Here is a 23,468-nt window from a genome sequence, read left to right as displayed (position 1 = left end):
TGCTCCGCCCGGGGGAGTCCGCGCCTGCGGGCTCTCAGGCGGCCGGGGCCGGGGCGGGGGTCCGGGTGGTGGGGCGGCGGACGACGAAGGCGGCCAGGGCGCCGGCGGCGAAGAGGGCGATCAGGGAGACCGCGGTGCCGAGCCAGGTGGTGCCGAGCCATTGGGTGCCGAAGTAGCCGAGGGCCACGCTGTACCCGGCCCAGGCGATGGCGGCCAGGACCGACCAGGGCAGGAACTCCCTGACCTTGCGCTGGGTCTTCCCCGCGCCGAGGGAGACCACCGAGCGGCCGGCGGGGGCGAAGCGGGCGACCACCACCAGCGCGCCGCCGCCGCGGGCGAGGGCGATGCCGAGCCGCTCCTGGGCGCGGGTGAGCCGACGGGACCGGGCGATGGCCCGGTCGAGACGGGCCCCGCCGCGCCGGGCCAGCCGGTACGCGGCCATGTCACCCAGCACCGAGGCGGTGACGGCCGTCACCAGCAGGGCCAGGATGTCGGGCACCTGGGCGTGCACGGGCGCCGGGCCCGTCGCCCCGGCGGCGGCCGCGGCGGCCGCTGCCGCGGTGATCACCAGCACCCCGCTCGGCAGCACCGGCAGGAACACGTCGAGCAGGATGGACAGCGCCACGAGGGCGTAGATCCATGGGCTCGAAGTCAGCGAGCCCAGAGTCTCAAGCAAAGCGGGACTCCCCAGTCCGGTTGACGTGCTTCGGCGTGAAGCGCCGCTACGTCGCGGGGGAGCGGCAGGGGCGGCTGACAGCGGAACAGCGTACGCCGGACGTCCACGGACCGGACGCCCGGGGGGTGAACGGGCCCCACCGTGTGTCCCGTGCCTGCGCCGGACCTGACCGACAAGATCCGAAAGAGACGGCCTAGGCCGTCTCTTTCGGATCTTGCCGGGTCCGCGCCGCCCGGCACCGCACCTCGCCGCACTGCCGCGGCACCCGAGTACGTCCAGTACGCGGGAGCCCCGGCAGCGCGCCGAGGCACGGCACCGGACGACGCGGACCTGACCGACAAGATCCGAAAGAGACGGCCTAGCCCGGCGGCGGCGTGAGATCCCGGTCCAGGACCGTCACCAGACGGGGTCCCTTGCGGGCCTGGTCCAGCCGGAGCCGCGCGGAGCGGCCCGACAGCGCGAGCGTCATGAGCTGGTTGCCGAACCACGGGCCACCCGTACGCCGCCAGCTCAGCGGAGGCCGGCCCGTCCGGCCGTGCCGGGAGAAGCCCCGGCCCAGCCACCGGCCCACCCGTGACCAGCCCAGCCGGAAGCCCCACTTCACGGCGGTGTGGATGGAGTTGTGCACCGGCGAGCACGTCAGCTGGAACACCCGCGCCGTACTGGGTATTCGGGGCTCGGCCACATACGCGTGATGCACGTCCCCCGAGAGCACGCAGACCGTGGCCGGAGCCCGCGGACCCGTCCCCACTTCCTCCAGCAGGTCGCTGAGCGCCGCGAACGAGCCCGGGAACGCCGCCCAGTGCTCCAGATCGCTGCGCCGCCGCAGGTCCTCCCCGATCCGGGCCCACCGGGGTCCCCGCTCCCCGCGGCACAGCGCGGCGTTCCACACCTCCGCGTCGTGCACGAGCGGAGGCATCAGCCAGGGCAGTGAGGACCCTATGAGGAGGTGGTCGTAACCGCCGTGTCCGGCCAGGGCGTTGTCGCGCAGCCACTGCTGTTCCGCAGGGTCGAGCATGGCCCGGCCGTCCTCATCGAGCACCCGGGCGGCCCGGGTGTCCACCATCAGCAGCCGGGACCGGCCGAAGTCGCGGCGGTAGCTCCAGCGGACCGTGGAGGGGTCGGCGTCCGCCGAGGCGGCGAAGGCCCGTAGCGCGTCGGTGCCGTCGGGGGTCCCGCGGACCGCCGCGTACAGGGGGTCGGCGGCCAGCTCGGCGGGGGAGAGGTTCCCGAGGTGCTGGTACACCCAGTACGACATCAGCCCGCTGAGCACCCGCTCCTGCCACCACGGGGTGGCGCGCATCTCCGCCAGCCACGCGGCGGAGGTGTTCCAGTCGTCGATGACGTCGTGGTCGTCGAATATGTGCAGGCTGGGGACGGTGGAGAGCAGCCAGCGGATCTCCGGGTCGAGCCAGGACTCGTAGTAGAGCCGGGTGTACTCCTCGAAGTCCGCGACCTGGGCGCCGGGCGCCTCGCGGAGGTCCCGGCGGGCCGCGAGCCACTGGCGGGTCGGCTTGGACAGCTGGTCCGCGTACACCTGGTCGCCGAGGAGGAGCAGCAGGTCGGGCCGCTCCGACCGCGGATCCGCGGCCAGCTGCGCGGCGAGGGTGTCGAGCGCGTCGGGGCCGTGCGGTCCGTGCCGGCCGGCGGGCGGGGCGGCCTGGCGGCAGGAGCCGAAGGTGATGCGCAGGGCGGGCCCGCCGTTGGCGGCGGCGGAGCCCGGTCTGGCGGTGGACGGCGTGGTGATGGTGCTCGCGGGGAACGGGCTGTCGGGGAGCGGCCAGACGTGGACCCCGTCGAGCAGGACCTCGTACGCCGTGGTGGAGCCGGGGGTCAGGCCGGTGACGGTGACCAGGGCGTAGTGATGGCCCGCGACCTGGAAGGTACGGACGCTGCCGCCGGAGCCGTCGGCGCAGCGCACCTCGGCGGTGCAGGGGCGGTCCGCCTCGATCCATATCGTGGCGGAGTCGCCCGTGTCCCAGTCGACGTGGCGCAGCAGCGGTCCAAGACGCATTGCGGCCATGCAACTCCCCCTCCTCCGAAGATCCGTTGACCAGTCCTGTGGCCGTTCTCTTCGTCCCTGTGGTCACGGTACGACGGGGAGGGGGCGGTCCACCTCCCCCTGGTGGGGGAAAGATCCTTGGCCAGGGGTGGAGGCGGGGTGGTGCGTCAGCAGCCGTTGAGGATGTTGACCAGGGCGGTCTTCTCCGTGGAGTCCATGCTCAGGGCCCAGTACTGCTTCACGTCGACCCACATGCGCGCGTACGTGCAGCGGTAGGCCGTGCGCGGGGGCAGCCACTTGCCGGGGTCGAGGTCGCCCTTGGCCTGGTTGACGTTGTCGGTGACCGCGATGAGCTGCGGGCGGGTGAGGTCGTTGGCGAACTGCTGGCGCTTGGCGGTGGTCCAGGAGTTGGCGCCGGAACGCCAGGCCTCGGCGAGCGGAACCACGTGGTCGATGTCGAGGTCCGAGGCGGCGGTCCAGGTGGCACCGTCGTACTCGGAGTACCAGCTGCCGCTGACGGCCGCGCAGGCGGAGTCCTGGACGACGTTCGAGCCGTCGCGCTTGAGGACGGTCTCGCGGGTGTTGCAGGTGCCGGAGACGGTGCTCCAGTGGGGGAAGAGGTCGCGGCTGTATCCGGCGGTGGTGCCTTCGGTCTTCGGGGTGACCGTGGCCAGGTAGGAGCGGGCGGCCGCGGCGCTGATGGGGGTGGGAGGGGCGGCCGCGGCGGTGGGGGCGGTGAGCAGGGTGGTGAGGGAGGCGGCCGCGACTATTGAGGCGACCATGCCAAGTCGACGCGCGTAGACGGAGGGCGTGGAGAACATGAGGGGCTCCTGAGTGGGGGCGGGAACTCTGCGGGGCGTCGCCATGGTGGCGGCGCCGGGTTTCCTGGGGATGGGCGTCAGGTGACAGTGTGAAGACATGAGCATGTCATGGCGAGGTCTTCAACCCGACGGGAAATAACGGAAGTTGCTATTCCAGGTCTGCTGGTCGACCGGATGTCCGGCCCACGGTCCGACCGCTGACGGGCCCGCTGCCCGGCCCACCGCCCGGCCGGACGGGGTCGCTCGCGGGCCTGGGTGTGCCCAAAGTCCCATTTCGGGAGGTGGGGGGCGTCGCGTACTCTGGAGGAGCAGAAGGGGAGTAGCTCTTTGCCGGACCGTCGACATACTGCTGGGTCACACCAGCCGGCGCCCGGAGGCAGACCGGATACGCATGTGTGTCGGGTCGGCCAGCGAGACCTTCGGCCGCAGTGTCCTGCGCGTATGCACGCGTACGTACTTCAGGACGCCGCCGAGCCGAAGCGACCCCTGATCACTCCTGGTCTCTCGGTACCGATGGCGTCCTGCCCGACCGATTGAGGTTCCACCCCGTGTTCAGCTTCACCGTGATGGCGATCGCCTTCGGCGTCGTCTTTCTTGCCGAGCTCCCGGACAAGACGGCCCTCGCCGGCCTGATGCTCGGCACCCGTTACCGCGCCTCGTACGTCTTCGTCGGCGTCGCCGCCGCCTTCGCCGTGCACGTGGCCCTGGCCATCGCCGCCGGCAGCGTGCTCACCCTGCTCCCGCACCGGCTGGTGCAGGCCGTCGTGGGCGTGCTGTTCCTGGCGGGTGCGGCGATGCTGCTCCTGAAGAAGAGCGACGGCGAGGAAACGGTCAAGCCGCCGGCCGACCAGTCCTTCTGGAAGGTCTCGGGGGCCGGCTTCATGCTGATCCTGGTCGCCGAGTTCGGTGACCTGACGCAGATCATGACCGCGAACCTCGCCGCGCGGTACGACAACCCCGTCTCGGTCGGCCTCGGAGCGGTGCTCGCGCTGTGGGCCGTGGCCGGAATCGGGATCCTGGGCGGCCGGACGCTGATGAAGTACGTGCCGCTGAGCCTGATCACCAAGATCGCGGCCGGCGTCATGGCGGCGCTGGCGGCGTTCTCGCTGTACGAGGCGATCGCCGGGTAGCCAGTGCTGTGACCGGCCGGCCGGCTGTCCGCGGCGGTGGCGCTGCGGATGCCGTCCGGCCCCTGGCGCCGATGTCTGTGTGCGGCGCCCGCGTGTGCCTGCCTGCCGGGCGATGTCGGTGGTGTCTGGGACGCTGCGGGGATGGAGCTGACGTTGCAATTGACCATCGACTGCGCGGATCCCCAGGTGATGGTGGCCTTCTGGAGCCAGGCGCTCGGGTACGAGCCGGAGCCGCCGCCGGAGGGCCATGCCACCTGGCGGGAGTACTGGCAGGGCATGGGGGTGCCCGAAGAGGAGTTGCCGGAGGGGGCGGCGGAGAACCCGGAGTCGATCGTCGATCCGCAGGGCCTGGGGCCGCGGGTGTGGTTCCAGCAGGTTCCGGAGCCGAAGGCGGGCAAGAACCGGATGCACCTGGACCTGAAGGTCGGTGGCGGGCGCGATGTGCCGGTGGCGATCCGGGCCCGTCGGGTCGACGAGATGGTGGGACGGCTCACCGAGGCGGGCGCGACCGTATTGCGGATCATGGACGAACGGGAGGGCTACTACGCCATCGTGATGCAGGACCCCGAGGGCAACGAATTCTGCGTCGCCTGACGCGCCCGGTCGGCGTGCCCGCTTCCGGGACCCGCCACGGCTCGACCAGGTGCGCGGCCGAGCCCGTCTGACGTTCGCGCGGCCATCAGCCCAGCCGGGCGTCGTCCCCCGGCTGGGCTGATCGTGGCGAGGGCTGCGACACGGACGGACTGCGGCTGCGGGGTTCGGTGGCGGGGGCGGGCCGTGGCACGCCGCCTCGTGGCGTTGGCCGTCCCTTTCGGGCCGCCGCGGGCCTTGTCGGGCCTACGGTGGCTGGTGCCGCGTTGCTGCGTGGTCACCTTGCCGAGGCGTCCGAGTGAGCCCGGCGCGAGTCGCGGCCTCCGCCCCGCCGTGCGCTGCGCCCGGTGTTGCGACCGTTCGGCCGTCCCGGCCGCAGCACCGGACAGCCCGTGAGCCTTGCCGCGCCGTTGGCCGGCGGCCGGGGAGCTACGCCTGGCGGAGGGTGAGGGCGATGTCGCCGTTGGGGGCGGTGGTGACTTCGATGGAGGTCAGGTCGGGGACGTGGGCGGTGGGGGCGTGGGCGGCGGCGCGGGGGCCTACGCCGATGACGCGCATGCCCGCGGCCTGGCCCGCGGCGATGCCGGCGGCCGAATCCTCGAAGACGATGCAGTCGGCCGGATCGACGCCGAGGGCGGCCGCGCCCATCAGGAAGCCCTCGGGGTGGGGCTTGCTGGCCTGGACGGACTCGGCAGTGATCCGGACCCGCGGCATCGGCAGGGCCGCCGCGGTCATCCGGGCCGTGGCCAGGGCCGCGTCGGCGGAGGTGACCAGGGCGTGCGGGAGGGCGTCGATGGCCGCCATGAACTCCGCAGCGCCGCCGACCGGGACCACGCCGTCGGTGTCGGCGGTCTCGCGGGCGAGCATCACCGTGTTCTCGGCGAAGTTCTCCTCCATCGGGCGGTCCGGGAGGAGGATCGCCATCGTGGCGTAGCCCTGGCGGCCGTGGACGACCTTGAGGGCCTCCCGCGGGTCCAGGCCGTGGGCGACGGCCCAGTCGTGCCAGCAGCGTTCGACCACCGCGTCGGAGTTGACGATGGTGCCGTCCATGTCCAGGAGCAGGGCCTTGGCGGTCAGGACGGCGTTGGCGGTGGTGGCCTGCACGGCGGGGCTCCAGACGGGGCGGGAAAAGAGAACAAGTGGTTCCGTCCCCCGGTCAGGGGTTGAGGACGGAACCACTTTGTTCCTGAAGAATACAAAACAAAGCGGGGTCCGCGCCAGCTGAGGAGATGTGTTCTATCCCTCCAGGGCTTCTATCCCTCCAGGACGCGGCGCGTTTCCGGGCCGTAGACCCCGTACGGGTCGCCCTCGATGTCGTTCTCCCACTGGAACGTCGAGACCGCCGACCGTGTCTGACCACCGAATTTGCCGTCGAACTTGCCCCGGTAGACCCCCTGGGCCGACAGCAGCCGCTGGAGCTTCTCCACCTCCGGGCCCGAGTCCCCGTACTGGAGCGTGGCCGCCTGCGACGGCGGGGGAGGGCTGGAAGGGCGGCTCGGAGACGGGGAAGGAGAGGCCGCCGGAGCCGACGAGCGGCTCTGGCTCGGGGTCGGAGAGGGAGAGGCGGAGCGCGAGGGGCTCGGGGAACGGGACAGGGACGGGCTCGGCTTGGCGCTCGCCGAGCTCTGCGCGGGGGCGGCCGACGGCAGGCCCGTCAGGGGAGCGGTGGGTTGCACGTCGAGGAGGACGGTATCGGCGTCGGGCTTGCCGGAACCCGAGAAGGCGGTCACGGCCAGGGCCGCGGTGGCGACGATCGCCACGGCCGCGGCGATCGGGAGGACGCGTATGCGGCGGCGCGCGCCGGCCGGGCCGGGCATCGGCCCGGATGCCGGGACGGCGCGCAGCTGAACCGTTTCGTCGGGCCAGGGCACCACCGGGACCCCGTACGCCGGGGTGTGCTCCTCCGGCGCGGCAAGCGGCACCGGCCGCGTACGGGGCTGCTGCGGCGGGGCCGCGGCCTGGCCGGGGTCGGGCAGCGAGACGTACGGGCGGATCCGCAAGGACTCGCATCGGCAGTCGTCTCTCACGGCGCCGCAATCTGGACAGCGCTCAGCGCTCACTGGTACCCCTCCCTGGCCACTGCCAGCGATTATGCAGACCTGCGGAGCCCCTCCCAACCCGCCCGACAGGCCATAACCGGACACACCGCTCAGGATGGAGTAGTCGATCAGCCCTGAGGAGGAGTCGATGGTTCAGGACGTGGCCACGGAGTCCGACCCGAGGAAGTCCGGTCCCGGCGCCGAACACGCATCGCGCGAGGTGCTCGTCTCCATCGGCGCACTGCTGCTGGGACTGCTGATCGCCGCACTCGACCAGACGATCGTCTCGACGGCCCTTCCGACGATCGTCAGCGATCTCGGCGGGATGGCCCACCTCTCGTGGGTCGTCACCGCCTACATGCTCGCCTCGACCGCCGCCACCCCGCTCTGGGGCAAGCTCGGAGACCAGTACGGGCGCAAGAAGCTCTTCCAGTACGCCATCGTGCTGTTCCTGATCGGGTCCGCCCTGTGCGGGCTCGCTCAGAACATGCCGCAGCTCATCGGCTTCCGCGCGCTGCAAGGCCTGGGCGGCGGCGGGCTGATGGTGCTGTCGATGGCGATCGTCGGCGACATCGTCCCGCCGCGCGAGCGCGGCAAGTACCAGGGTCTGTTCGGCGCGGTCTTCGGAGCGACCAGCGTGCTCGGCCCGCTGCTGGGCGGGCTGTTCGTGGACCACCTGTCGTGGCGCTGGGTCTTCTACATCAACCTCCCCATCGGTCTCGTCGCGCTCGTCGTCATCGCCGCGAGCCTGCACATCCCGGTGCGCTCCGAGAAGCACACCATCGACTACCTCGGCACCTTCCTCATCGCCTCCGTCGCGACCTGCCTCGTGCTCGTGGCCTCGCTCGGCGGGACCTGGGGCTGGAGCTCCCCCGAGATCATCGGACTGGCCGTACTGGGCGTCGTGCTGCTGATCGCCTTCGTACTCGTCGAGCAGCGGGCCGTGGAGCCCGTGCTCCCCCTCAAGCTGTTCCGGATCCGCACCTTCACCCTCTGCTCGCTGATCAGCTTCGTCGTGGGCTTCGCGATGTTCGGCGCGATGGTCTACCTGCCGACCTTCCTCCAGGTCGTCCAGGGCGTCTCGCCGACCATGTCGGGCGTCCACATGCTGCCGATGGTGCTCGGCATGCTGATCACCTCCACCGGCTCCGGCCAGATCGTCAGCCGCACCGGACGCTGGAAGGTCTTCCCGATCGCGGGCACGGCCGTGACCGCCGTCGGGCTGCTGCTCCTGCACCAGTTGGAGCGCACCAGTTCCACCTGGGAGATGAGCGCCTACTTCTTCGTCTTCGGCGCCGGCCTCGGACTGGTCATGCAGGTGCTCGTGCTGGTGGTGCAGAACTCGGTCAGCTACGCCGACCTCGGAGTCGCCACCTCCGGTGCCACCTTCTTCCGCTCCATCGGCGCCTCCTTCGGCGTCGCCATCTTCGGCACGGTCTTCACCAACCGGCTCGACGACAAACTCTCCTCCGCCTTGGCCGGGCTGCCGCTGCCGCCCGGGGTGGACGCCTCGCGGCTTGAGGCCGACCCGCGGGCCATCGCGGCCCTTCCCCCCGCCCTGCGGCCGAGGGTGCTGGACGCCTACTCCACCTCCATCACCGACGTCTTCCTCTACGCCGTGCCCGTGGTGCTGGTGGCCTTCGTCGTGGCCTGGTTCCTCAAGGAGGACAAGCTGCGCGGCTCGGTGACGGCGCCCGATGTCACCGAGACCCTCGCCTCGAACCCGGTCCACCGCTCCTCCCGCGACGAGGTCGCCCGCGCCCTTTCGGTGCTCGGGACCCTCCAGGGCCGCAAGCACGTCTACGAGAAGATCACCGAGAAGGCCGGCTACGACCTGCTGCCCGCTTCCAGCTGGCTGCTGCTGCGGATCAACAAGTACGGCTCCGCCGAACCCGCCATGCTCGCCGAGCGGACCATCGTGCCGTTGAAGGCCATCACGGACGCGGCCCGCCAGGTCGAGGAGCGCGGGCTGGCCGTGCGCGAGGGACTGCCGCTGGTCCTGACGGAGAAGGGCCGGGAGAGCGCGCTGAAGCTGTCGGCGGCCCGCGAGGACTCCCTCGCCGAACTGCTCGGCGACTGGTGGGGCCCGGACCGCCCGACCGACCTGTCGAAGCTGGTCGCGGAGATCAACGCGGAGCTCTGCGGATCCGACTCCGAGGAGCCGTACGAGACCCTGCCGCGCCGGGACCACTCCGCCACGCCCTGACCCTCAGACCAGGCGCTTCTCGAACCAGTGCTCCGCGTACGGGCCCGAGTTGTACGCGGGTATCTCCGCGTACCCGTGACGCGCGTACAAGGCACGGGCCTCCACCAGGTCCGACCTGGTGTCCAGTCGGACGCACTCGGCGCCCAGCTCGAGGGCGGCCTCCTCCAGCGCCCCCAGCAGGGCCGCGCCGCCGCCGGTGCCGCGGGCGCGCGGGTCCACGTACACCCGGGTGAGCTCGGCCGTGGCGGGGTCCAGCAGGCGTATGCCGCCGCAGGCCAGGGGCCGGCCGTCCAGCCTGCCGACCACGAACTGCCCCGTCGGGGCCGTCAGCCCCTCGTCCGGGAAGTCCAGGAGCCCCTGGTCGATCTCGGCCTCGGTGACGGCCCGCTCCCAGTACCGGCCCGCGACCTCCGCGTAGTACGCGCGGCGCAGCACGGTGGCGTCCGGGGTGCTGAATGCCTCGCGGACGACCCGCCAGGTGCCCGCCGTGTCCGTCGCGTCAGTTGTCTCGGTCGTGTCCATCGTGTCCATCATGTCCGCCGTGTCCGCCGTAGTGATCCTCGTGTCGCTGGTCATGGCGCCATTGTGGAGCGGGCCGGGCCGGGTCCGCGTTGGAATATCCACAGGCGCGGGCCGATGATAGGAAAAAGGACAAACCGTGCGCATGAAGGGCGTGAACCTCATGTCGGAGCATCCTGACTGTGTCCTGGTCCGCCGCGCCTACGAGGCCTTCGGCCAGCGCGACATGGACAAACTGAGCACGATGATGACGGCCGACGTCATCCAGCACATGCCCGGCAGCAGTCCCATCTCAGGGCACCACAAGGGGCGGGAGGCCGTCTTCGACCTCTACCGGCGGCTCTTCGAGGAGTCGAACGGAACGCTCCAGGTCCATCTGGACAAATTGCTCGCGGACGGCCGCGGCCACGTCATGAGTTTCCACACATCGCGCGCGGACCGCGGCGACCGCGGGCTCGAGATCCACGAGGGGATCTTCTTCACCCTCGTCGCCGGGAAGATCAGCGACCTCGACGTCTGCATCGAGGACATCGACGAGAGCGACGCCTTCTGGAGCTGATGGCAGCCGACGTCAGCTGACGCCAGCCGACGTGAGAATCGGATGAAAGTGCAAGGGCCCGGAGCTGATGCTCCGGGCCCCGCGTCGTTCACGCCTGCTTCGGCGCCGCCTGCTGCACGACCTCGAAGGACCACACCGAGGACCCCGTGGACGCAGGCTTCGGGCGCTCGCCGCCACCCGCGCCGCCACCCTGGTGGGCCGCCTTCATCGGGCCCTCCATCCACGCCTGGAAGTCCTCCTCGGAGCGCCAGCGCGTGTACACCAGGTACTGGTCGGTGCCCTCGACGGGCCGCAGCAGCTCGAACCACTCGAACCCGTCGGACCCCTCCACCGCACCCGCCCGGGAGGCAAACCGCTGCTCCAGGACCTCTCGCTGTTCGGCCGGGACGGTCAGTGCGTTGATCTTCACGATGCTCATGCGCGCCATCCTAGGTATCGCGCGGGGGATATCGTCGTCCGGGTAAATGAAGGACGCGGTATCAAACGCGGTATCAAACGCGGCAGCCAGGCAAAGTCAGGGTTGCGGTCAACAGGGCGGGAGGCCGGCGAGGCGTGGCTAACGCGGCGGAGCACAGCGGTGCGAACGGACATGCCGGGGTCATAGGCGGTAGCGGCGGCAGGCTTGGGGCGGCACGCCTCATGCTGTGGGCGCTGGCAGGGCTGCTCGCCGTCAGGCAGGCCGCCGTGGTGCTGCGCGTGCCACCGGGCGAGTGGCTCAGCGATTTCCACCTCCCCGGCACCCCGGGCAGCCTGCCGGGCCTGCTCTACGAGAACGGCCAGTTCACTGGGACCCCCTTCGCGGGGCTGGTCCTCAAGCCGCTCCTCGGCTTCGCCACGCCCTCCCTGGAGGTGGCCTGGACCTGCGTGACCCTGCTGTTCGTCGCCGCCATCGGGCTCGTCGCCGCGCGCGGCCTGCCCGACCCCGTGCCCCGGCGCACCGCGCTGCTGGCCGCGCCCGTGCTGGTCGCGCTGATGATGGTCTCGCTGCCCGTCCGCGAAGCCGCCTCGCCCGGCCAGACCGCCGTGCTGCCCGTGCTGCTGGTGCTGCTGGCCGTGTTCCGGGTTCCGGCCGACCGCCCGTCCGGGTTCCTGATCGGCCTCGCCGCCGCCCTCCAGCCGGCGCTGCTGCTCTTCGCCCCGCTGCTGTGGCTGACCGGGCGCAAGCCCACCGCGCGCGCCGCCGTCGCGACCTTCGCCGGGGCCACCGCGCTGTCCTGGGCGGCCCTGCCGCGCGACTCGTGGACGTACTGGGTCCAGCACCTGGCCGGCACCGGCCTCGGCGGCGCCCCCGACAGCCTCGCCAACCAGTCCGTGCACGGCGCGCTGCTGCGCCTGGGCCTGTCCGGGCCCGGCGAGATCCTGATCTACCTCGCCCTCGCGGCCGCCATCGCCTGGTTCGGCCTGCGCCGCGCCGCCCGCTACGCCCGTGACGGGCAGCTGCTGCTCGCCGTCGCCATCACCGGCTGCGTGGCCGTCGCCGTGTCCCCGACCGGGTGGCGCCACCAGCTGCTCTGGGTGCTGCTCGCGGTCGCCGGCAAGGTCGGCAAGCGGGCCGCGGACCGGCCCGTGTGGCCGGTGGCGGTGGTCCTCGCCATGACCCTGCCGAGCGACGTGCTGCTGCCCAACCTGGCCGCGCTGGCCCCCGTACGGGACAACGTGCTGCTGCTCGCCGCCGTCGCCGCGGCCTGCGCCGTGCCGTTCCTGCCGCGCTCGTCCCCGTACTGGCGCGAGCCCGTGCCGACGGCCTACGGGCGGCCCGCCCCCGCACGGTGGGCGCGGATCCCGCTGCTGCCGTTCTGGCGGCGCGTGCTCTCGCGCCCCAACCTGTTGCTGGAACTGCTCCTGATACGGGTCGGGTACTCGCTGTACTCGCACATCCGGGCCGCCGCGCCCACCAGCCGCACCCTCGCCGAGGGCAACGGGAGCCAGATCCACGGCATCGAGAAGGCGCTCGGCATCGACATCGAGCACGCGGTGAACCACGCCGTCGCGAAGACGCCCTGGCTGGAGGCGTTCTTCAACTTCTACTACACCTCCTTCCACTTCGTGGTCCCGCTGACGATCCTGGCCGTCCTGTACTGGCGCCGCCCCAAGGACTACCGCTGGGCGCGGGCCTCCCTGGGCCTCGCCACCGTGCTCGCCCTCATAGGTTTCTGGCTGTACCCGCTGGCACCGCCGCGCCTGATGCCCGACCTGGGCTTCATCGACACCGTGCACGGGGTACAGGACCTGGCGAACCCGAGCTACGGGGCCATGACCGCGATCTCCAACCAGTACGCGGCGATGCCCTCGCTGCACTTCGGCTGGTCGCTGTGGTGCGGGGTCGTGATCGTGACGCTCGCGCCGAAGGGCTGGCAGAAGCTGCTGGGGGCGCTGCACCCGACGATCACCGTGTGCGCGATCGTCGCCACCGCCAACCACTGGGTGCTCGACGCGGTCGGCGGCGCGGTCGTCGTCGGCGCCGGTTTCGGACTCGTCTACGTGCTCTCGGGTCCCCGGGGCGATGCCGTGCCGGCCGGGGTGTCCGTGCCGCGGCCGCGGGTGCCGGAGCGGGTCGGAGCGGGGTCCGCGGGGCGGACCAGGGCCTGACCGGGTCGGGGTCTGGGGCCGGGTCCGGGGCCGTGGCCGGGCGACGACGAAGGGGTGCCGGGGCGGTGTAGCATCCCGCCCCGGCACCCCTTCGCGCTGGATCGCCGCGTCCTGCCATGGTCCGCCCGGGGGGTGACTCCCGCCACTCGGGGCGGGTCGGCGGAGCCGGGGTCGGGCCCTGCGGGGCTTGTCCCCTACCCGCCCTTCGCCCGTTCCCCGGGGCTGCGCCCCGGAGCCCCGGGACGAGTGTCGGGTGCGGGTCCGCTGTGGCTGGGCGCGCAGTTCCCCGCGCCCCTGACGGGGCTGCGCCCCGGGGCCTGCGGATCGCGTGCGGGTCCGTTGTGGCTGGGCGCGCGGTTCCCCGCGCCCCTGGCGGGGCTGTGCCCCGATCAGGCGGCGGGCAGGTTCGCCATGACCAGGGCTATCGCCGCCTGCGCCGTGTCGGTCTCGCCGAGGACGGTGGTCTGGCGGGGGCCGCGTACGCGGAAGCGGCCGTCGGGCAGGGGCTCGACGGCGGGCGCGGTCACGGCGAAGGGATGGCCCTCGGAGGCGCTGAACCAGAGGGTGAAGTGGCTGGTGTACGGGTACAGCCGGCGCAGCTCCGGCTCGGCGCGGGCGGCTTCGATGAGCGCCAGGACGCCCTGGCTCATGACGCCCTGGCTCATGGGCTCGGACCCGTTCTCCTCGGCCATCCGCCGCCAGGTGGTCGGCAGCCGCTGCCAGCGTCTGGCGCTGGGGTCCTCAAGGTTCATCCGGGCAGTCTGGGGGCCGGGCCGCCGTCAAGGCAATGATCTCGAAGGCGGCGAGAAGGTAACGACCGCCGGGTAACAACCGAGGGACGGCAGGGGCCGGGCGTGGGAGGTGAGGCCCCTGCCGTCCTGGATCACGGGTCAGCCGTGGCTGACCCGCAGCTCCTTGATGCCGTTCAGCCAGGCCGCGCGCAGTCGGCGCGGGCCGTCGCCGACGAGGCGCAGGTCGGGCAGGGCGTCGGCCAGGGCGTTGAACATCAGGTCGATCTCCATGATGGCCAGCGACTTGCCGAGGCAGAAGTGCGGACCGCCGCCGCCGAAGCCCAGGTGCGGGTTCGGGTCGCGGGTGATGTCGAAGCGCTCGGGGTCGGTGAAGACCTCGGGGTCGTGGTTGGCGGAGGAGTAGAACATGCCGACGCGGTCGCCCGCCTTGATCTTCTGACCGCCCAGTTCGGTGTCCTGGGTGGCGGTGCGCTGGAAGGACACCACGGGGGTGGCCCAGCGAACGATCTCCTCGGCGGCCGTCGAGGGGCGGGTCGCCTTGTACAGCTCCCACTGATCGGGGTGGGTCAGGAAGGCGTGCATGCCGTGGCTGATGGCGTTGCGCGTGGTCTCGTTGCCCGCGACCGCCAGGAGGAGGACGAAGAAGCCGAACTCGTCGGAGCCCAGGTTGCCCTGGCCCTCGGCGGCGACCAGCTGCGTGACGATGTCCTGGGCCGGGCACTCCTTGCGCTCCGAGGAGAGGTTCATCGAGTAGCCGATGAGCTCCATGGCCGCGTTGCCGCCGACCTCCGCGGTGATCGCGTACTCCGGGTCGTCGTAGGCGATCATCTTGTTCGACCAGTCGAAGATCCGCGAGCGGTCCTCCTGCGGTACGCCGATCAGCTCGGCGATGGCTTGGAGTGGGAGTTCGCAGGCCACTTGCGTGACGAAGTCGAAGCTGCCGTCGGCCGAGGCCGCCAGGGCCTCCGAGACGATCTTCCGGGCGCGGTCGCGCAGGGCTTCTTCCAGTCCGCGGATGGCCCGCGGGGTGAAGCCCCGCTGCACGATCTGGCGTACGCGGGTGTGTTCCGGGGGATCCATGTTCAGCATGATCAGACGCTGGGCATCTATCGCATCGCGCTGGATGTGCTCGTTGAAGCGGATGATCGCCGTGTTCGTCGTGGAGGAGAACAACTCCGGGTGCGTGGAGACGTACTTGACGTCCGCGTGCCGGGTGACGGCCCAGTACCCCTCGTCGTCGAATCCGGTGATGCCCCGCTCCTGCGGGCACCACCAGACGGGTGCGGTCTCCCGCAGCTGTGCGAACTCGGGGTAGGGGACCCGGTCTTGGAGCAGGTCCGGGTCGGTGGCGTCGAAGCCTTCGGGCAGCGCGGGGCAGGGCATCGGGCGACTCCAAAGTCTGACGGCCCATCAGAAGTTGGCTTGAAGGTAGTAACGAGTTCTAGAAGTGACAAGGGTCCCCGCACCAACTGTTGCGTGTGGAATCCGTGTAAGCCACGTGCAAGACCCTTGCGTACCGGGTCTTCTGGTCATAAGACTGCGGGGAGAACTAGAACGCGTACTAGTTCGGGCGGGGCGCCGGGACGGCCCGTCCGTCAGCTGAGGCGCGCTAGCCGAGCGCGCTGTGCGCTACGCAGGAGCAGGAGAGGACGAGCTCATGGCCGCGGAACCCGTCATCGTCGAAGCCGTACGCACCCCCATCGGCAAGCGCGGGGGCGCACTCGCCAACCTTCACCCCGCCTACCTTCTCGGCGAGACCTACCGCGAGCTTCTCGCCCGCACCGGGATCCAGCCCGACTGCGTCGAGCAGATCGTCGGCGGCACCGTCACCCACGCCGGCGAGCAGTCGATGAACCCCGCCCGCAACGCCTGGCTGGCCATGGGCCTCCCGTACGAGACCGCCGCGACCACCGTGGACTGTCAGTGCGGCAGCTCCCAGCAGGCCAACCACATGGTCGCCAACATGATTTCCGGCGGCGTCATGGACATCGGGATCGCCTGCGGGGTCGAGGCCATGAGCCGCGTCCCGCTCGGCTCCGGATCCAAGCACGGCCCCGGCAAGCCCTTCCCGGACGAGTGGAACGTCGACCTCCCGAACCAGTTCGAGGCCGCCGAGCGCATCGCCCGCAACCGGGGCCTGACCCGCGAGGACGTGGACAAATTGGGGGTCCTGTCCCAGCAGCGGGCCGCCGACGCGTGGGCCGAGGAGCGCTTCAAGCGCGAGACCTTCGCCGTGCAGGTCCCGACCACCGAGGCGGAACAGGCCGCCGGCCAGGGCATGTGGCGGCTGGTCGACCGGGACGAAGGGCTGCGCGACACCTCCATGGAGGCGCTGGCCCGGCTCAAGCCGGTCATGCCGACCGCCGTGCACACCGCCGGGAACTCCTCGCAGATCTCCGACGGCGCCTGCGCCGTGATGTGGGCCTCGCGCAAGATGGCACGCGCGCTCAAGCTGCGCCCGCGCGCCCGGATCGTCGCCCAGACACTGGTCGGCTCCGACCCGCACTACCACCTGGACGGGCCGATCGACGCGACGCGGGCGGTGCTCGGCAAGGCGGGGATGTCGCTGAAGGACATCGACCTCGTCGAGATCAACGAGGCCTTCGCCTCCGTCGTCCTCAGCTGGGCCCAGGTCTTCGACCAGGACCTGGAGAAGGTCAACGTCAACGGCGGCGGCATCGCGCTGGGCCACCCCGTCGGCGCCACCGGCGCCCGGCTGATCACCACCGCGCTGCACGAGCTGGAGCGGCGCGACAAGGAATTCGCCCTGATCACCATGTGCGCGGGCGGCGCGCTGGCGACGGGCACCATCATCCAGCGCCTGTAGTACGCCGGCGCCGGCCTCCGACCCTGTGGGATGGGATGGCAGAAGGCCCCGGTGGCCGGACCTGGGGAGGTCGGCCGCCGGGGCCTTCGCATGCGTCTGCTGCTACCGCGTGGCGCTGCTACCGCATGGTGCTGCTGTGTCTGTTGCCGCTGGTGGCTTAGTACCAGTGGTGGTTCTGCCAGAAGCTCCAGGCGCCGACGGGGCTGCCGTAGCGGGAGTTCATGTAGTCCAGGCCCCACTTGATCTGGGTGGCCGGGTTGGTCTTCCAGTCCGAGCCCGCCGAGGCCATCTTCGAGGCCGGCAGGGCCTGGACCAGGCCGTACGCGCCGGAAGAGGAGTTCGTGGCGGTGTGGTCCCAGCCGCTCTCGCGGGAAACGATGTTGTTGAACGCAGCGAACTGGGCCGGGTCCTTGATCATCTGCTGGGCGATCGCCTTGGCGCTCATCGGGGCGGCCTGCGCGGGAACCGCGGCCAGCATGGAACCGGCGACGCCCAGGGCGAGGACGGTACCCGCGAGGGTCTTCTTGGAAGCGGCGATGCGGCGGATGACTGCGTTGGACACGGATTGACCTTCCGAAGGGGACAGGGACGGTCGCAGGCATGCCGAAGACATGCGTGAGCCACTCACGCGAAGGAGAGGGGTTCGTCGGGGGGAGCGGGAGACCGGGGGTGAACCCGGGGGGATCTCCGTCCGCCCTGCGACTCATCCAGTTCTACGGGGGTTCCCGGGCCCTGGCAACGCCCCCTCTTACTAGTGGTCCTCGCAGCCGGGGCGCAACGACCCCCCACCGGCCGGGCAGGCATCAGAGCAGGTGAGGGCCGGTATGGAGGGGTGCGTAGGGGACGTTTAAGGACTACTATCCCGGCTCGTATGTGACCTAGGTCCTGTGGGGCGGGTCACCGCCCCAGGCCCCGGATCTCACCCAGCGTGCCTGCCCGTACCCCTTTCGGGGGAAGGCTCACGGACGGATCCGCCCCCCGCATCGAAGGCCACGGGCGCGTCGAAGGCCGCTTTCCGCGTGGCCCGCCGCAACGCCTTCAGCAGGGTCGTGCCGAGCGTGAGGGTCAGTACGACCGTCAGCGCGGCCCGGCCCAGGTCCCAGCCCACCGAGGTCGCCAGGCAGTACGCGAGGAAGCGCGCCAGATTTGCGGCCACCGGCTCACCGGGGTGGAAGGAGATGCCCTGGCCCATGCCCTGCAGGATCACCCAGCCCTGCAGGTTCATGACCGTGCCGTACGCGAAGGAGCCGAGGAACCCGTACACCGCGAGCAGCGCCAGCTCGGCCCGCCCCCGGATCCGCTCCGGGCCCGGCAGCAGCCCCGCGCCCAGCGAAAACCAGCCCATGGCCAGCATCTGGAACGGCATCCACGGCCCCACCCCGCCCGTGAGCAGGGCCGACGCGAACATCGTCACCGCCCCGAGGACGAAGCCGAAGCCGGGCCCGAGGACGCGGCCGCTCAGCACCATCAGGAAGAACATCGGCTCCAGACCGGCCGTACCCGCCCCCAGGGGACGCAGCGCGGCCCCCACCGCGGCCAGTACGCCGAGCATGGCTACGGCCTTGGCGTCCATCCCGTCGTCCGCGATGGTCGCGACGACCACCCCGACCAGGAGCGGGAGCAGGGCGGCGAAGAGCCAGGGGGCGTCCTGGGAGTGCGCCAGGCCCGACTGCGCGTCGGCGAGCAGGGGCCAGCCGAAGGCGGCGATGCCGATGAGGGTGACGAGGACCAGTGCGGCGGCGGCACGGGGGCCGATGCGGATGGGGCGGGGGCGGGGGCGGGTCATGGCTTGCCCCCGTCTTGGGCCGGGGGCTGCGTTTCGAGGGCGGCGGCGACCTGGGACACCGTGAGCCAGTGGCCCGGGGCCAGGATCTTGGCCACCTGCGGCGCGAAGGCGGGGGAGGAGACCACCACCTCGGCGGTCGGCCCGTCCGCGACCACCTCGCCACCGGCCAGGATCACCACCCGGTGGGCCAGCTCGGCGGCGAGCTCCACGTCGTGCGTGGCCAGCACGATCGCGTGGCCGTCGGCCGCCAGGCCGCGCAGGATCTCCACCAGACGGGCCTTCGCCGCGTAGTCCAGACCACGGGTCGGCTCGTCGAGCAGGAGCAGCGCCGGGCGGCCGGTCAGTACGAGCGCGAGGGCGAGGGCCAGGCGCTGGCCCTCGGAGAGATCGCGCGGGTGGGTGTCGTCGGGGACATCGGGGAGCAGAGAGGTGACCAGGGCCCGGCAGGTACCGGCCGGGCGGCCGGCGTCGTGGTCGGCGGCGGCGCACTCGGCGGCGACGGTGTCGGCGTAGAGCAGGTCACGGGGCTCCTGCGGCACCAGGCCGACGCGAGTCACCATCTCGCGGGGAGGGGTGCGGTGGGGGGTGCGGCCGCTGACGGTCACCTGGCCGGTGGTGGGCTCGAGCGTGCCGACGAGGGTGGCGAGGAGGGTGGACTTGCCGGCGCCGTTGCGGCCCATCAGGGCGACGATCTCGCCTTGCGCTACCGCGAGGTCGATGTTGCGGAGGACCTCTGCGCGGCCGCGGCGGAGGGAGAGGCCCTTGACGGTGGCCGGGTCCGTGCCTTGCCCTGGGGGCGGGGGCGCAGGCGTCGTCCGGCCGCGCCGGAGCAGGCGCGCGAGCATGCGGGGGCCGCCGGAGCCGGGGCCCTGCGGGCGGCCGTCCCCTACCCACCCTTCCACCGTTCCCCGGGGCTGCGCCCCGGACCCCTGGCGGGGCTGCGACCCGGACCCGCCTCCGGGCTTCGCCGAGGTGGTGGACAGGCGCGACCGGAGCGGAGCGGCTCGGCGGCGGGCGTCGCGGACGGAGAGGGGGAGGGGGGACCAGTCGGCGAGGCGGCCCAGGGCCACCACCGGGGGGTGGACCGGGGAGACGGCCATGATCGAGGAAGGGGAGCCGAGGACGGGTGCGGCGCCCGGGGCGGGGAGGAGCAGGACCTGGTCGGCGTACTGGACCACCCGCTCCAGGCGGTGCTCCGCCATCAGGACGGTCGTGCCCAGATCGTGGACCAGTCGCTGGAGGACCGCCAGGACCTCCTCCGCGGCCGCCGGGTCCAGCGCGGACGTCGGCTCGTCCAGGACGAGCACCCGCGGGTGCGGGGTCAGGACCGAGCCGATGGCGACGCGCTGCTGCTGGCCCCCGGAGAGGGTGGCGATGGGGCGGTCGCGAAGGTCGCCCAGGCCGAGCAGGTCCAGGGTCTCCTCGACGCGGCGGCGCATGACGGCGGGGGGAAGGCCCAGGGACTCCATGCCGTAGGCGAGCTCGTCCTCGACCACGTCCGTCACGAAGTGGGCCAGCGGGTCCTGGCCCACCGTGCCGACCACGTCCGCCAGCTCGCGCGGCTTGTGCGTACGGGTGTCACGGCCCGCGACCGTGACCCGGCCCTGGAGCCGGCCCCCGGTGAAGTGCGGGACGAGGCCGGAGACCGTCCCGAGGAGGGTGGATTTGCCGACGCCGGAAGGGCCGACCAGGAGCGTCAGTTCGCCCTCGGGGATGACGAAGTCCGCGTCGCGGAGGGAGGGGGACGGCGCGCCCTCGTATGTCACCGACACCTGGTCGAAACGGATCACAGCGACGCCTCCTTCGGCGGTACGGGTGCCACGAAGGCGGGAAGCAGGCCGATCAGGATCACCGCGGCGGGAAAGAGGGGGAGGGCCGGGGCGACCAGGGGGATCACGCCGGGGCGCAGCCCCTCCGGGTCCAGGGACGCGGCCCGGATCAGCAGCGCGGCGACCGCCGCGCCCGACCCGGCGACGAGCCAGGACCGCAGCCCCCACCGGTCGGGCCGGTACCGGGTCCGGATCGAGCGGCGGCCGCCGAGCCGCAGCCCGGCGAGGGCCAGGGCGAGGCCGATGAGGAGGATCGGCAGGCCGTACACGGCGCCCTCCGCCGCGAGCAGCCCGTACGTACCGGCGCACATGCCGAGTAGTCCGCCGAGGGTCAGGACGTTGGTGGTGTGCCGGACGGCGGCCGGGACCCGCGCGGTGCGGCCGTAGCCGCGCGCGTCCATCGAGGCGGCGAGGGCGACGGAACGCTCCAGCGCGCCCTCCAGCACCGGCAGGCCGATCTGCAGGATCGCCTTCACCCCGCCCGTGGGCCGCCCGCGCAGGCGGCGGGCGGTACGGAGCCGGACCACGTCCGCGACCATGTTCGGCGCGAAGGTCATCGCGACGACCACGGCGACGCCGACCTCGTACAGGGCCGCGGGCAGGGACTTCAGCAGCCGGGCCGGATTCGCGAGGGCGTTGGCGGCGCCGACGCAGATCAGGAGCGTGGCCAGCTTCGCGCCGTCGTAGAAGGCGAAGACCAGCTGCTCGGCGGTGACCCGGCCGCCGAACCGGATGCCCTGCGCCCAAGCGGGCAACGGGACCTCCGGGAGGGTGAACAGGGTGTGCGAGCCGGGGATGGGGGAGCCCAGGAGCATGGAGAAGAGGAGGCGCAGGCCGATGACGAAGAGGCCGAGCTTGACGAAGGCGCCGTAGGAACGGGCCCAGGGAGCGTCCGTACGGCGCGCGGCGACGACGTAGCCGGCGACGCCGACGATGAGGCCGAGCAGGAGGGGATTGGTGGTGCGCGAGGCGGCGGTGGCGAGCCCGAGCGCCCAGAGCCACCAGGCCCCCGCGTGCAGGGCATTGCTCCGACTGGCCTCGGGAGGCGTGATCCTTTTGTACGTCGGCACCCGCCGGGCCCCCTTCGCCGCCCGGTCCGCGGCGGGGCGGGCCGGGGTCAGGTCGCCGGGTGCGGCGCCGTGCGTGGTGCCGTTCGTACTGCGGGAGGCCCGCGCGGGCGGCCGGACGCCGTAGCCGTCCGCCCCGCCGGCGCGGTAGCCCGCGTCGGCGGGGTCCTGGGTCACCGGGTGCGGCGGCGGCGCGATTGCCACAGGGCGGCCGCGGCCAGGGCGGCCACCGCCGCGATGCCCGCGAGGAGGCCCGCCGAAGGGCCGCCGCTGCTCTTGCCGGTGGCCGCGTCGGCCGGGGCATCCGCGACCGGCTCCCCGCAGCCCTGCTTCGGGTACCCCGAGACGGAGCACAGCAGCGCCGCGCTGTTGTAGCGCAGCGGCTTCGCCACCTCGGCCAGGGCTTCGGCCGCGGTGGCGTCCGGGCCGAGCTGCGCGCACGCGGTGCGCGGGGCGTCCTGCGGCGGGGTGTCGCCCGTCGGGGCGTCCGCCGGAGTGCCGAAGTCGATGACCACGGCGATCCGCTTCTTGCCGTCCACCGCCGGGGTGGCCGCGCAGACCGCCGCGAAGTCGGGGCCGGTGCGCGGCGCGGGGGCCTGGGCGGCGGCGTCCTTGCTGACCACGAAGTGGAAGCCCTGCACGGAGCCGTCCGCCGGACGCGCCGAGGAGGGGCCCTGGGTGGCGTACTTCCACTGGCCGCCCGTGCCGTCCCAGAAGGACCAGTAGCGGTAGGTGGAGGCGAGGGCGGGGGACGCGGCCAGGAGCGTGAGGACCAGGCCGAGCCCGAGGAGCACCGGCGTCAGACGGCGGCGCATCAGAGCTGGTTCTTCTTCCGGCGGCCGCTCAGCACGATGCCGATGCCCATGCCGGCGGCGGCGCCCGCGCCGATCATCCACCAGACGTTCTTGTTGCCGGAGTCCTCGGAGGTCTTCTTGCCGGAGTCGCCCTCCTGGGAGCCGGTGGCCTTGGCGGGCTCCGGGCCCGTCGCGTTCAGCGCCGCCACCAGGTCCGTGGAGCCGAAGGCCTTCGGGTCGGTGCCGGTCGCGTGCGCGGCCAGGATCAGGGTGCCGAGGCCGGCCGGGTTGCCCTTGGCCCACTCGGCGGAGTTGGCCTTCAGCCACTCCAGCGCGCCCGCCGCCGACTGCTTGTGCCCGGCCGCGGCCAGGGAGATCACCGCGTCGGCGGTGTTGCCGGTGTCGGCGGTCGGCTGGTCGGAGCCCGGGGTGACGGCGGTGAGGTGGCCGTCCTTCTTCAGGGCCTCGGCCAGGTATCCGGCCGCGCCCTGGGCGGCGGCCGCCGGGTCGCCGGCGGTCGCCGGGCAGGTCAGGGGGGCCGCCGGGGTGTCGGTGGCGGCGGGGGAGACGACCGTGCCCTTGCCGAGGCCGGCCAGCGCCGCGGCGGCCGTCGCGCCGGCGTTCGCGGACAGCTTGCCGTCGGCCGGCTGGAACGCGAAGGCGCCGCGGTCGGCGGCCGGCTCGGCGGAGCAGCCCAGCTGGAAGGCGAGGAGCGCCTCGTACGGGGACTTGCCCGCCTTCGACTTGAACTCGGCCGGCTTCTCGCCGACGACCGTCAGGGCGCTGATCACGAGGGCGGTCGAGTCGGCGTCCGTGCCACCGTCCATGGCGCCGCCGGGGTTGTTGCTCCAGCCGCCGTCCTCGTTCTGCACGGACTTCAGCCAGCCGACGGCCTTCTTCACCGTCTCGTCGTGGCCGCCGACCGCGGCCAGCGCCTGCACGGCGACCGCGGTGGCGTTGGAGTCGATGAACACCGAGGCGTCGCAATCCTTGGCGGTGTTCTCGCGGAAGGAAGCGAAGGAGCCGTTGGCGCACTGCTGGCCGACGAGCCAGTCCACGGCCTGCGGGGCGGGCTTGACGCCGGCCGTGTGCTGGCCGAGGAGCGCGAACGACTGCCGCCACACACCGTCGTAGGTCGGGTCGCCCTTGCCGAAGAGTCCGGAGGGGATGGCCGGCGCCGGGGTGGGCACGGGCGCGGCGAGGGCCGCCGGGGCGGCACCCACGCAGAGCACGGCGGAGGCGGCGAGCGTTGCGGCGCTGCGGCGGACGTTCATGTGGGGC

21 protein-coding genes are annotated in these 23,468 nt (G+C 72.4%); 6 read left to right on the top strand and 15 right to left on the bottom strand.

The genetic code is table 11. The features are described 5' to 3' along the window. Positions 1 to 34: 34 nt before the first annotated feature. The 3 genes from OHU74_RS10845 to OHU74_RS10835 form a co-directional block, all read right to left on the bottom strand. Entirely contained in the window at positions 35 to 676 is a 642-nt protein-coding gene (locus tag OHU74_RS10845; protein ID WP_371615700.1) for a DedA family protein, read from the bottom strand. Between the two features lie 358 nt (positions 677 to 1,034). Next, positions 1,035 to 2,699 carry an alkaline phosphatase D family protein gene (locus OHU74_RS10840; protein ID WP_371615699.1) on the bottom strand — a complete coding sequence of 555 codons (1,665 nt, stop codon included), beginning with the start codon at positions 2,697 to 2,699 and terminating at the stop codon, positions 1,035 to 1,037. 146 nt (positions 2,700 to 2,845) lie between these two features. Next, positions 2,846 to 3,499, bottom strand: coding sequence for an HNH endonuclease family protein (locus OHU74_RS10835; protein ID WP_371615698.1), 654 nt, complete (start codon positions 3,497 to 3,499; stop codon positions 2,846 to 2,848). A gap of 548 nt (positions 3,500 to 4,047) precedes the next feature. Between OHU74_RS10835 and OHU74_RS10830 the strand changes: the two genes are divergently transcribed. Together OHU74_RS10830 and OHU74_RS10825 are read left to right on the top strand one after the other, a co-directional pair. Next, positions 4,048 to 4,629, top strand: coding sequence for a TMEM165/GDT1 family protein (locus OHU74_RS10830; RefSeq protein ID WP_371615697.1), 582 nt, complete (start codon positions 4,048 to 4,050; stop codon positions 4,627 to 4,629). Between the two features lie 141 nt (positions 4,630 to 4,770). Further along, positions 4,771 to 5,223 carry a VOC family protein gene (locus tag OHU74_RS10825; RefSeq protein ID WP_371615696.1) on the top strand — a complete coding sequence of 151 codons (453 nt, stop codon included), beginning with the start codon at positions 4,771 to 4,773 and terminating at the stop codon, positions 5,221 to 5,223. Between the two features lie 426 nt (positions 5,224 to 5,649). On the opposite strand, the gene OHU74_RS10820 is transcribed toward OHU74_RS10825, so the two are convergent. Both OHU74_RS10820 and OHU74_RS10815 read right to left on the bottom strand, forming a co-directional pair. Beyond that, complete coding sequence (locus tag OHU74_RS10820; RefSeq protein ID WP_371615695.1) at positions 5,650 to 6,324, bottom strand: HAD-IA family hydrolase; 675 nt, start codon at positions 6,322 to 6,324, stop codon at positions 5,650 to 5,652. A gap of 149 nt (positions 6,325 to 6,473) precedes the next feature. Beyond that, complete coding sequence (locus OHU74_RS10815) at positions 6,474 to 7,220, bottom strand: peptidoglycan-binding protein (protein WP_371615694.1); 747 nt, start codon at positions 7,218 to 7,220, stop codon at positions 6,474 to 6,476. 187 nt (positions 7,221 to 7,407) lie between these two features. On the opposite strand from OHU74_RS10815, the gene OHU74_RS10810 reads away from it, so the two are divergent. Then, on the top strand, positions 7,408 to 9,465 hold the full coding sequence (locus OHU74_RS10810; RefSeq protein ID WP_371615693.1) for a DHA2 family efflux MFS transporter permease subunit: 2,058 nt from the start codon (positions 7,408 to 7,410) through the stop codon (positions 9,463 to 9,465). Between the two features lie 3 nt (positions 9,466 to 9,468). Here the strand turns inward: OHU74_RS10810 and OHU74_RS10805 are convergent, their stop codons facing one another. Continuing rightward, on the bottom strand, positions 9,469 to 9,987 hold the full coding sequence (locus OHU74_RS10805; protein ID WP_371619640.1) for a GNAT family N-acetyltransferase: 519 nt from the start codon (positions 9,985 to 9,987) through the stop codon (positions 9,469 to 9,471). 160 nt (positions 9,988 to 10,147) lie between these two features. Between OHU74_RS10805 and OHU74_RS10800 the strand changes: the two genes are divergently transcribed. Then, positions 10,148 to 10,543, top strand: a complete 396-nt coding sequence (locus tag OHU74_RS10800; RefSeq protein ID WP_330296217.1) for a nuclear transport factor 2 family protein — start codon at positions 10,148 to 10,150, stop codon at positions 10,541 to 10,543. An 88-nt stretch (positions 10,544 to 10,631) separates the two neighbouring features. Here the strand turns inward: OHU74_RS10800 and OHU74_RS10795 are convergent, their stop codons facing one another. Next, a complete protein-coding gene (locus OHU74_RS10795; RefSeq protein ID WP_371615692.1) occupies positions 10,632 to 10,961 on the bottom strand; it encodes an antibiotic biosynthesis monooxygenase in 330 nt (109 codons plus the stop codon). A gap of 221 nt (positions 10,962 to 11,182) precedes the next feature. Between OHU74_RS10795 and OHU74_RS10790 the strand changes: the two genes are divergently transcribed. Continuing rightward, on the top strand, positions 11,183 to 13,132 hold the full coding sequence (locus OHU74_RS10790) for a bifunctional glycosyltransferase 87/phosphatase PAP2 family protein (RefSeq protein ID WP_371615691.1): 1,950 nt from the start codon (positions 11,183 to 11,185) through the stop codon (positions 13,130 to 13,132). A 389-nt stretch (positions 13,133 to 13,521) separates the two neighbouring features. On the opposite strand, the gene OHU74_RS10785 is transcribed toward OHU74_RS10790, so the two are convergent. Both OHU74_RS10785 and OHU74_RS10780 read right to left on the bottom strand, forming a co-directional pair. Further along, the gene (locus OHU74_RS10785; protein WP_371615690.1) at positions 13,522 to 13,884 is read right to left on the bottom strand and encodes a DUF6193 family natural product biosynthesis protein; all 363 of its coding nucleotides are present in this window, start codon (positions 13,882 to 13,884) and stop codon (positions 13,522 to 13,524) included. A 138-nt stretch (positions 13,885 to 14,022) separates the two neighbouring features. Next, the gene (locus OHU74_RS10780; RefSeq protein WP_371615689.1) at positions 14,023 to 15,267 is read right to left on the bottom strand and encodes a cytochrome P450; all 1,245 of its coding nucleotides are present in this window, start codon (positions 15,265 to 15,267) and stop codon (positions 14,023 to 14,025) included. Positions 15,268 to 15,541: 274 nt separating this feature from the next. On the opposite strand from OHU74_RS10780, the gene OHU74_RS10775 reads away from it, so the two are divergent. Further along, positions 15,542 to 16,711: a steroid 3-ketoacyl-CoA thiolase gene (locus tag OHU74_RS10775; RefSeq protein ID WP_330296212.1), complete on the top strand. Its 1,170-nt coding sequence runs from the start codon at positions 15,542 to 15,544 to the stop codon at positions 16,709 to 16,711. A gap of 157 nt (positions 16,712 to 16,868) precedes the next feature. On the opposite strand, the gene OHU74_RS10770 is transcribed toward OHU74_RS10775, so the two are convergent. The 6 genes from OHU74_RS10770 to OHU74_RS10745 all read right to left on the bottom strand — a co-directional run bounded on the left by OHU74_RS10770 (position 16,869) and on the right by OHU74_RS10745 (position 23,461). Next, positions 16,869 to 17,324, bottom strand: coding sequence for a transglycosylase SLT domain-containing protein (locus OHU74_RS10770; RefSeq protein ID WP_330294266.1), 456 nt, complete (start codon positions 17,322 to 17,324; stop codon positions 16,869 to 16,871). 306 nt (positions 17,325 to 17,630) lie between these two features. Beyond that, positions 17,631 to 18,497, bottom strand: a complete 867-nt coding sequence (locus OHU74_RS10765; RefSeq protein WP_371615688.1) for an ECF transporter S component — start codon at positions 18,495 to 18,497, stop codon at positions 17,631 to 17,633. Further along, positions 18,494 to 20,287 (bottom strand): ABC transporter ATP-binding protein, encoded by a 1,794-nt coding sequence (locus OHU74_RS10760; protein ID WP_371615687.1) that lies wholly within the window; start codon positions 20,285 to 20,287, stop codon positions 18,494 to 18,496. The genes OHU74_RS10765 and OHU74_RS10760 overlap by 4 nt, the downstream gene beginning before the upstream one ends. Next, positions 20,284 to 21,396 carry an energy-coupling factor transporter transmembrane component T gene (locus OHU74_RS10755; protein ID WP_371619639.1) on the bottom strand — a complete coding sequence of 371 codons (1,113 nt, stop codon included), beginning with the start codon at positions 21,394 to 21,396 and terminating at the stop codon, positions 20,284 to 20,286. Before OHU74_RS10755 ends, OHU74_RS10760 begins: the two co-directional genes overlap by 4 nt. A 170-nt stretch (positions 21,397 to 21,566) precedes the next feature. Further along, positions 21,567 to 22,208 carry an SCO2322 family protein gene (locus OHU74_RS10750; protein ID WP_371615686.1) on the bottom strand — a complete coding sequence of 214 codons (642 nt, stop codon included), beginning with the start codon at positions 22,206 to 22,208 and terminating at the stop codon, positions 21,567 to 21,569. Then, a complete protein-coding gene (locus tag OHU74_RS10745; RefSeq protein ID WP_371615685.1) occupies positions 22,208 to 23,461 on the bottom strand; it encodes a prenyltransferase/squalene oxidase repeat-containing protein in 1,254 nt (417 codons plus the stop codon). The genes OHU74_RS10750 and OHU74_RS10745 overlap by 1 nt, the downstream gene beginning before the upstream one ends. Between the last annotated feature and the right edge of the window lie 7 nt (positions 23,462 to 23,468).

The organism is Streptomyces sp. NBC_00454, from assembly GCF_041434015.1.
Classification (GTDB): Bacteria; Actinomycetota; Actinomycetes; order Streptomycetales; family Streptomycetaceae; genus Streptomyces.
The sequence above is the reverse complement of the archived record's forward strand: the minus strand, read 5'-3'. Positions and strand labels throughout refer to the sequence as shown.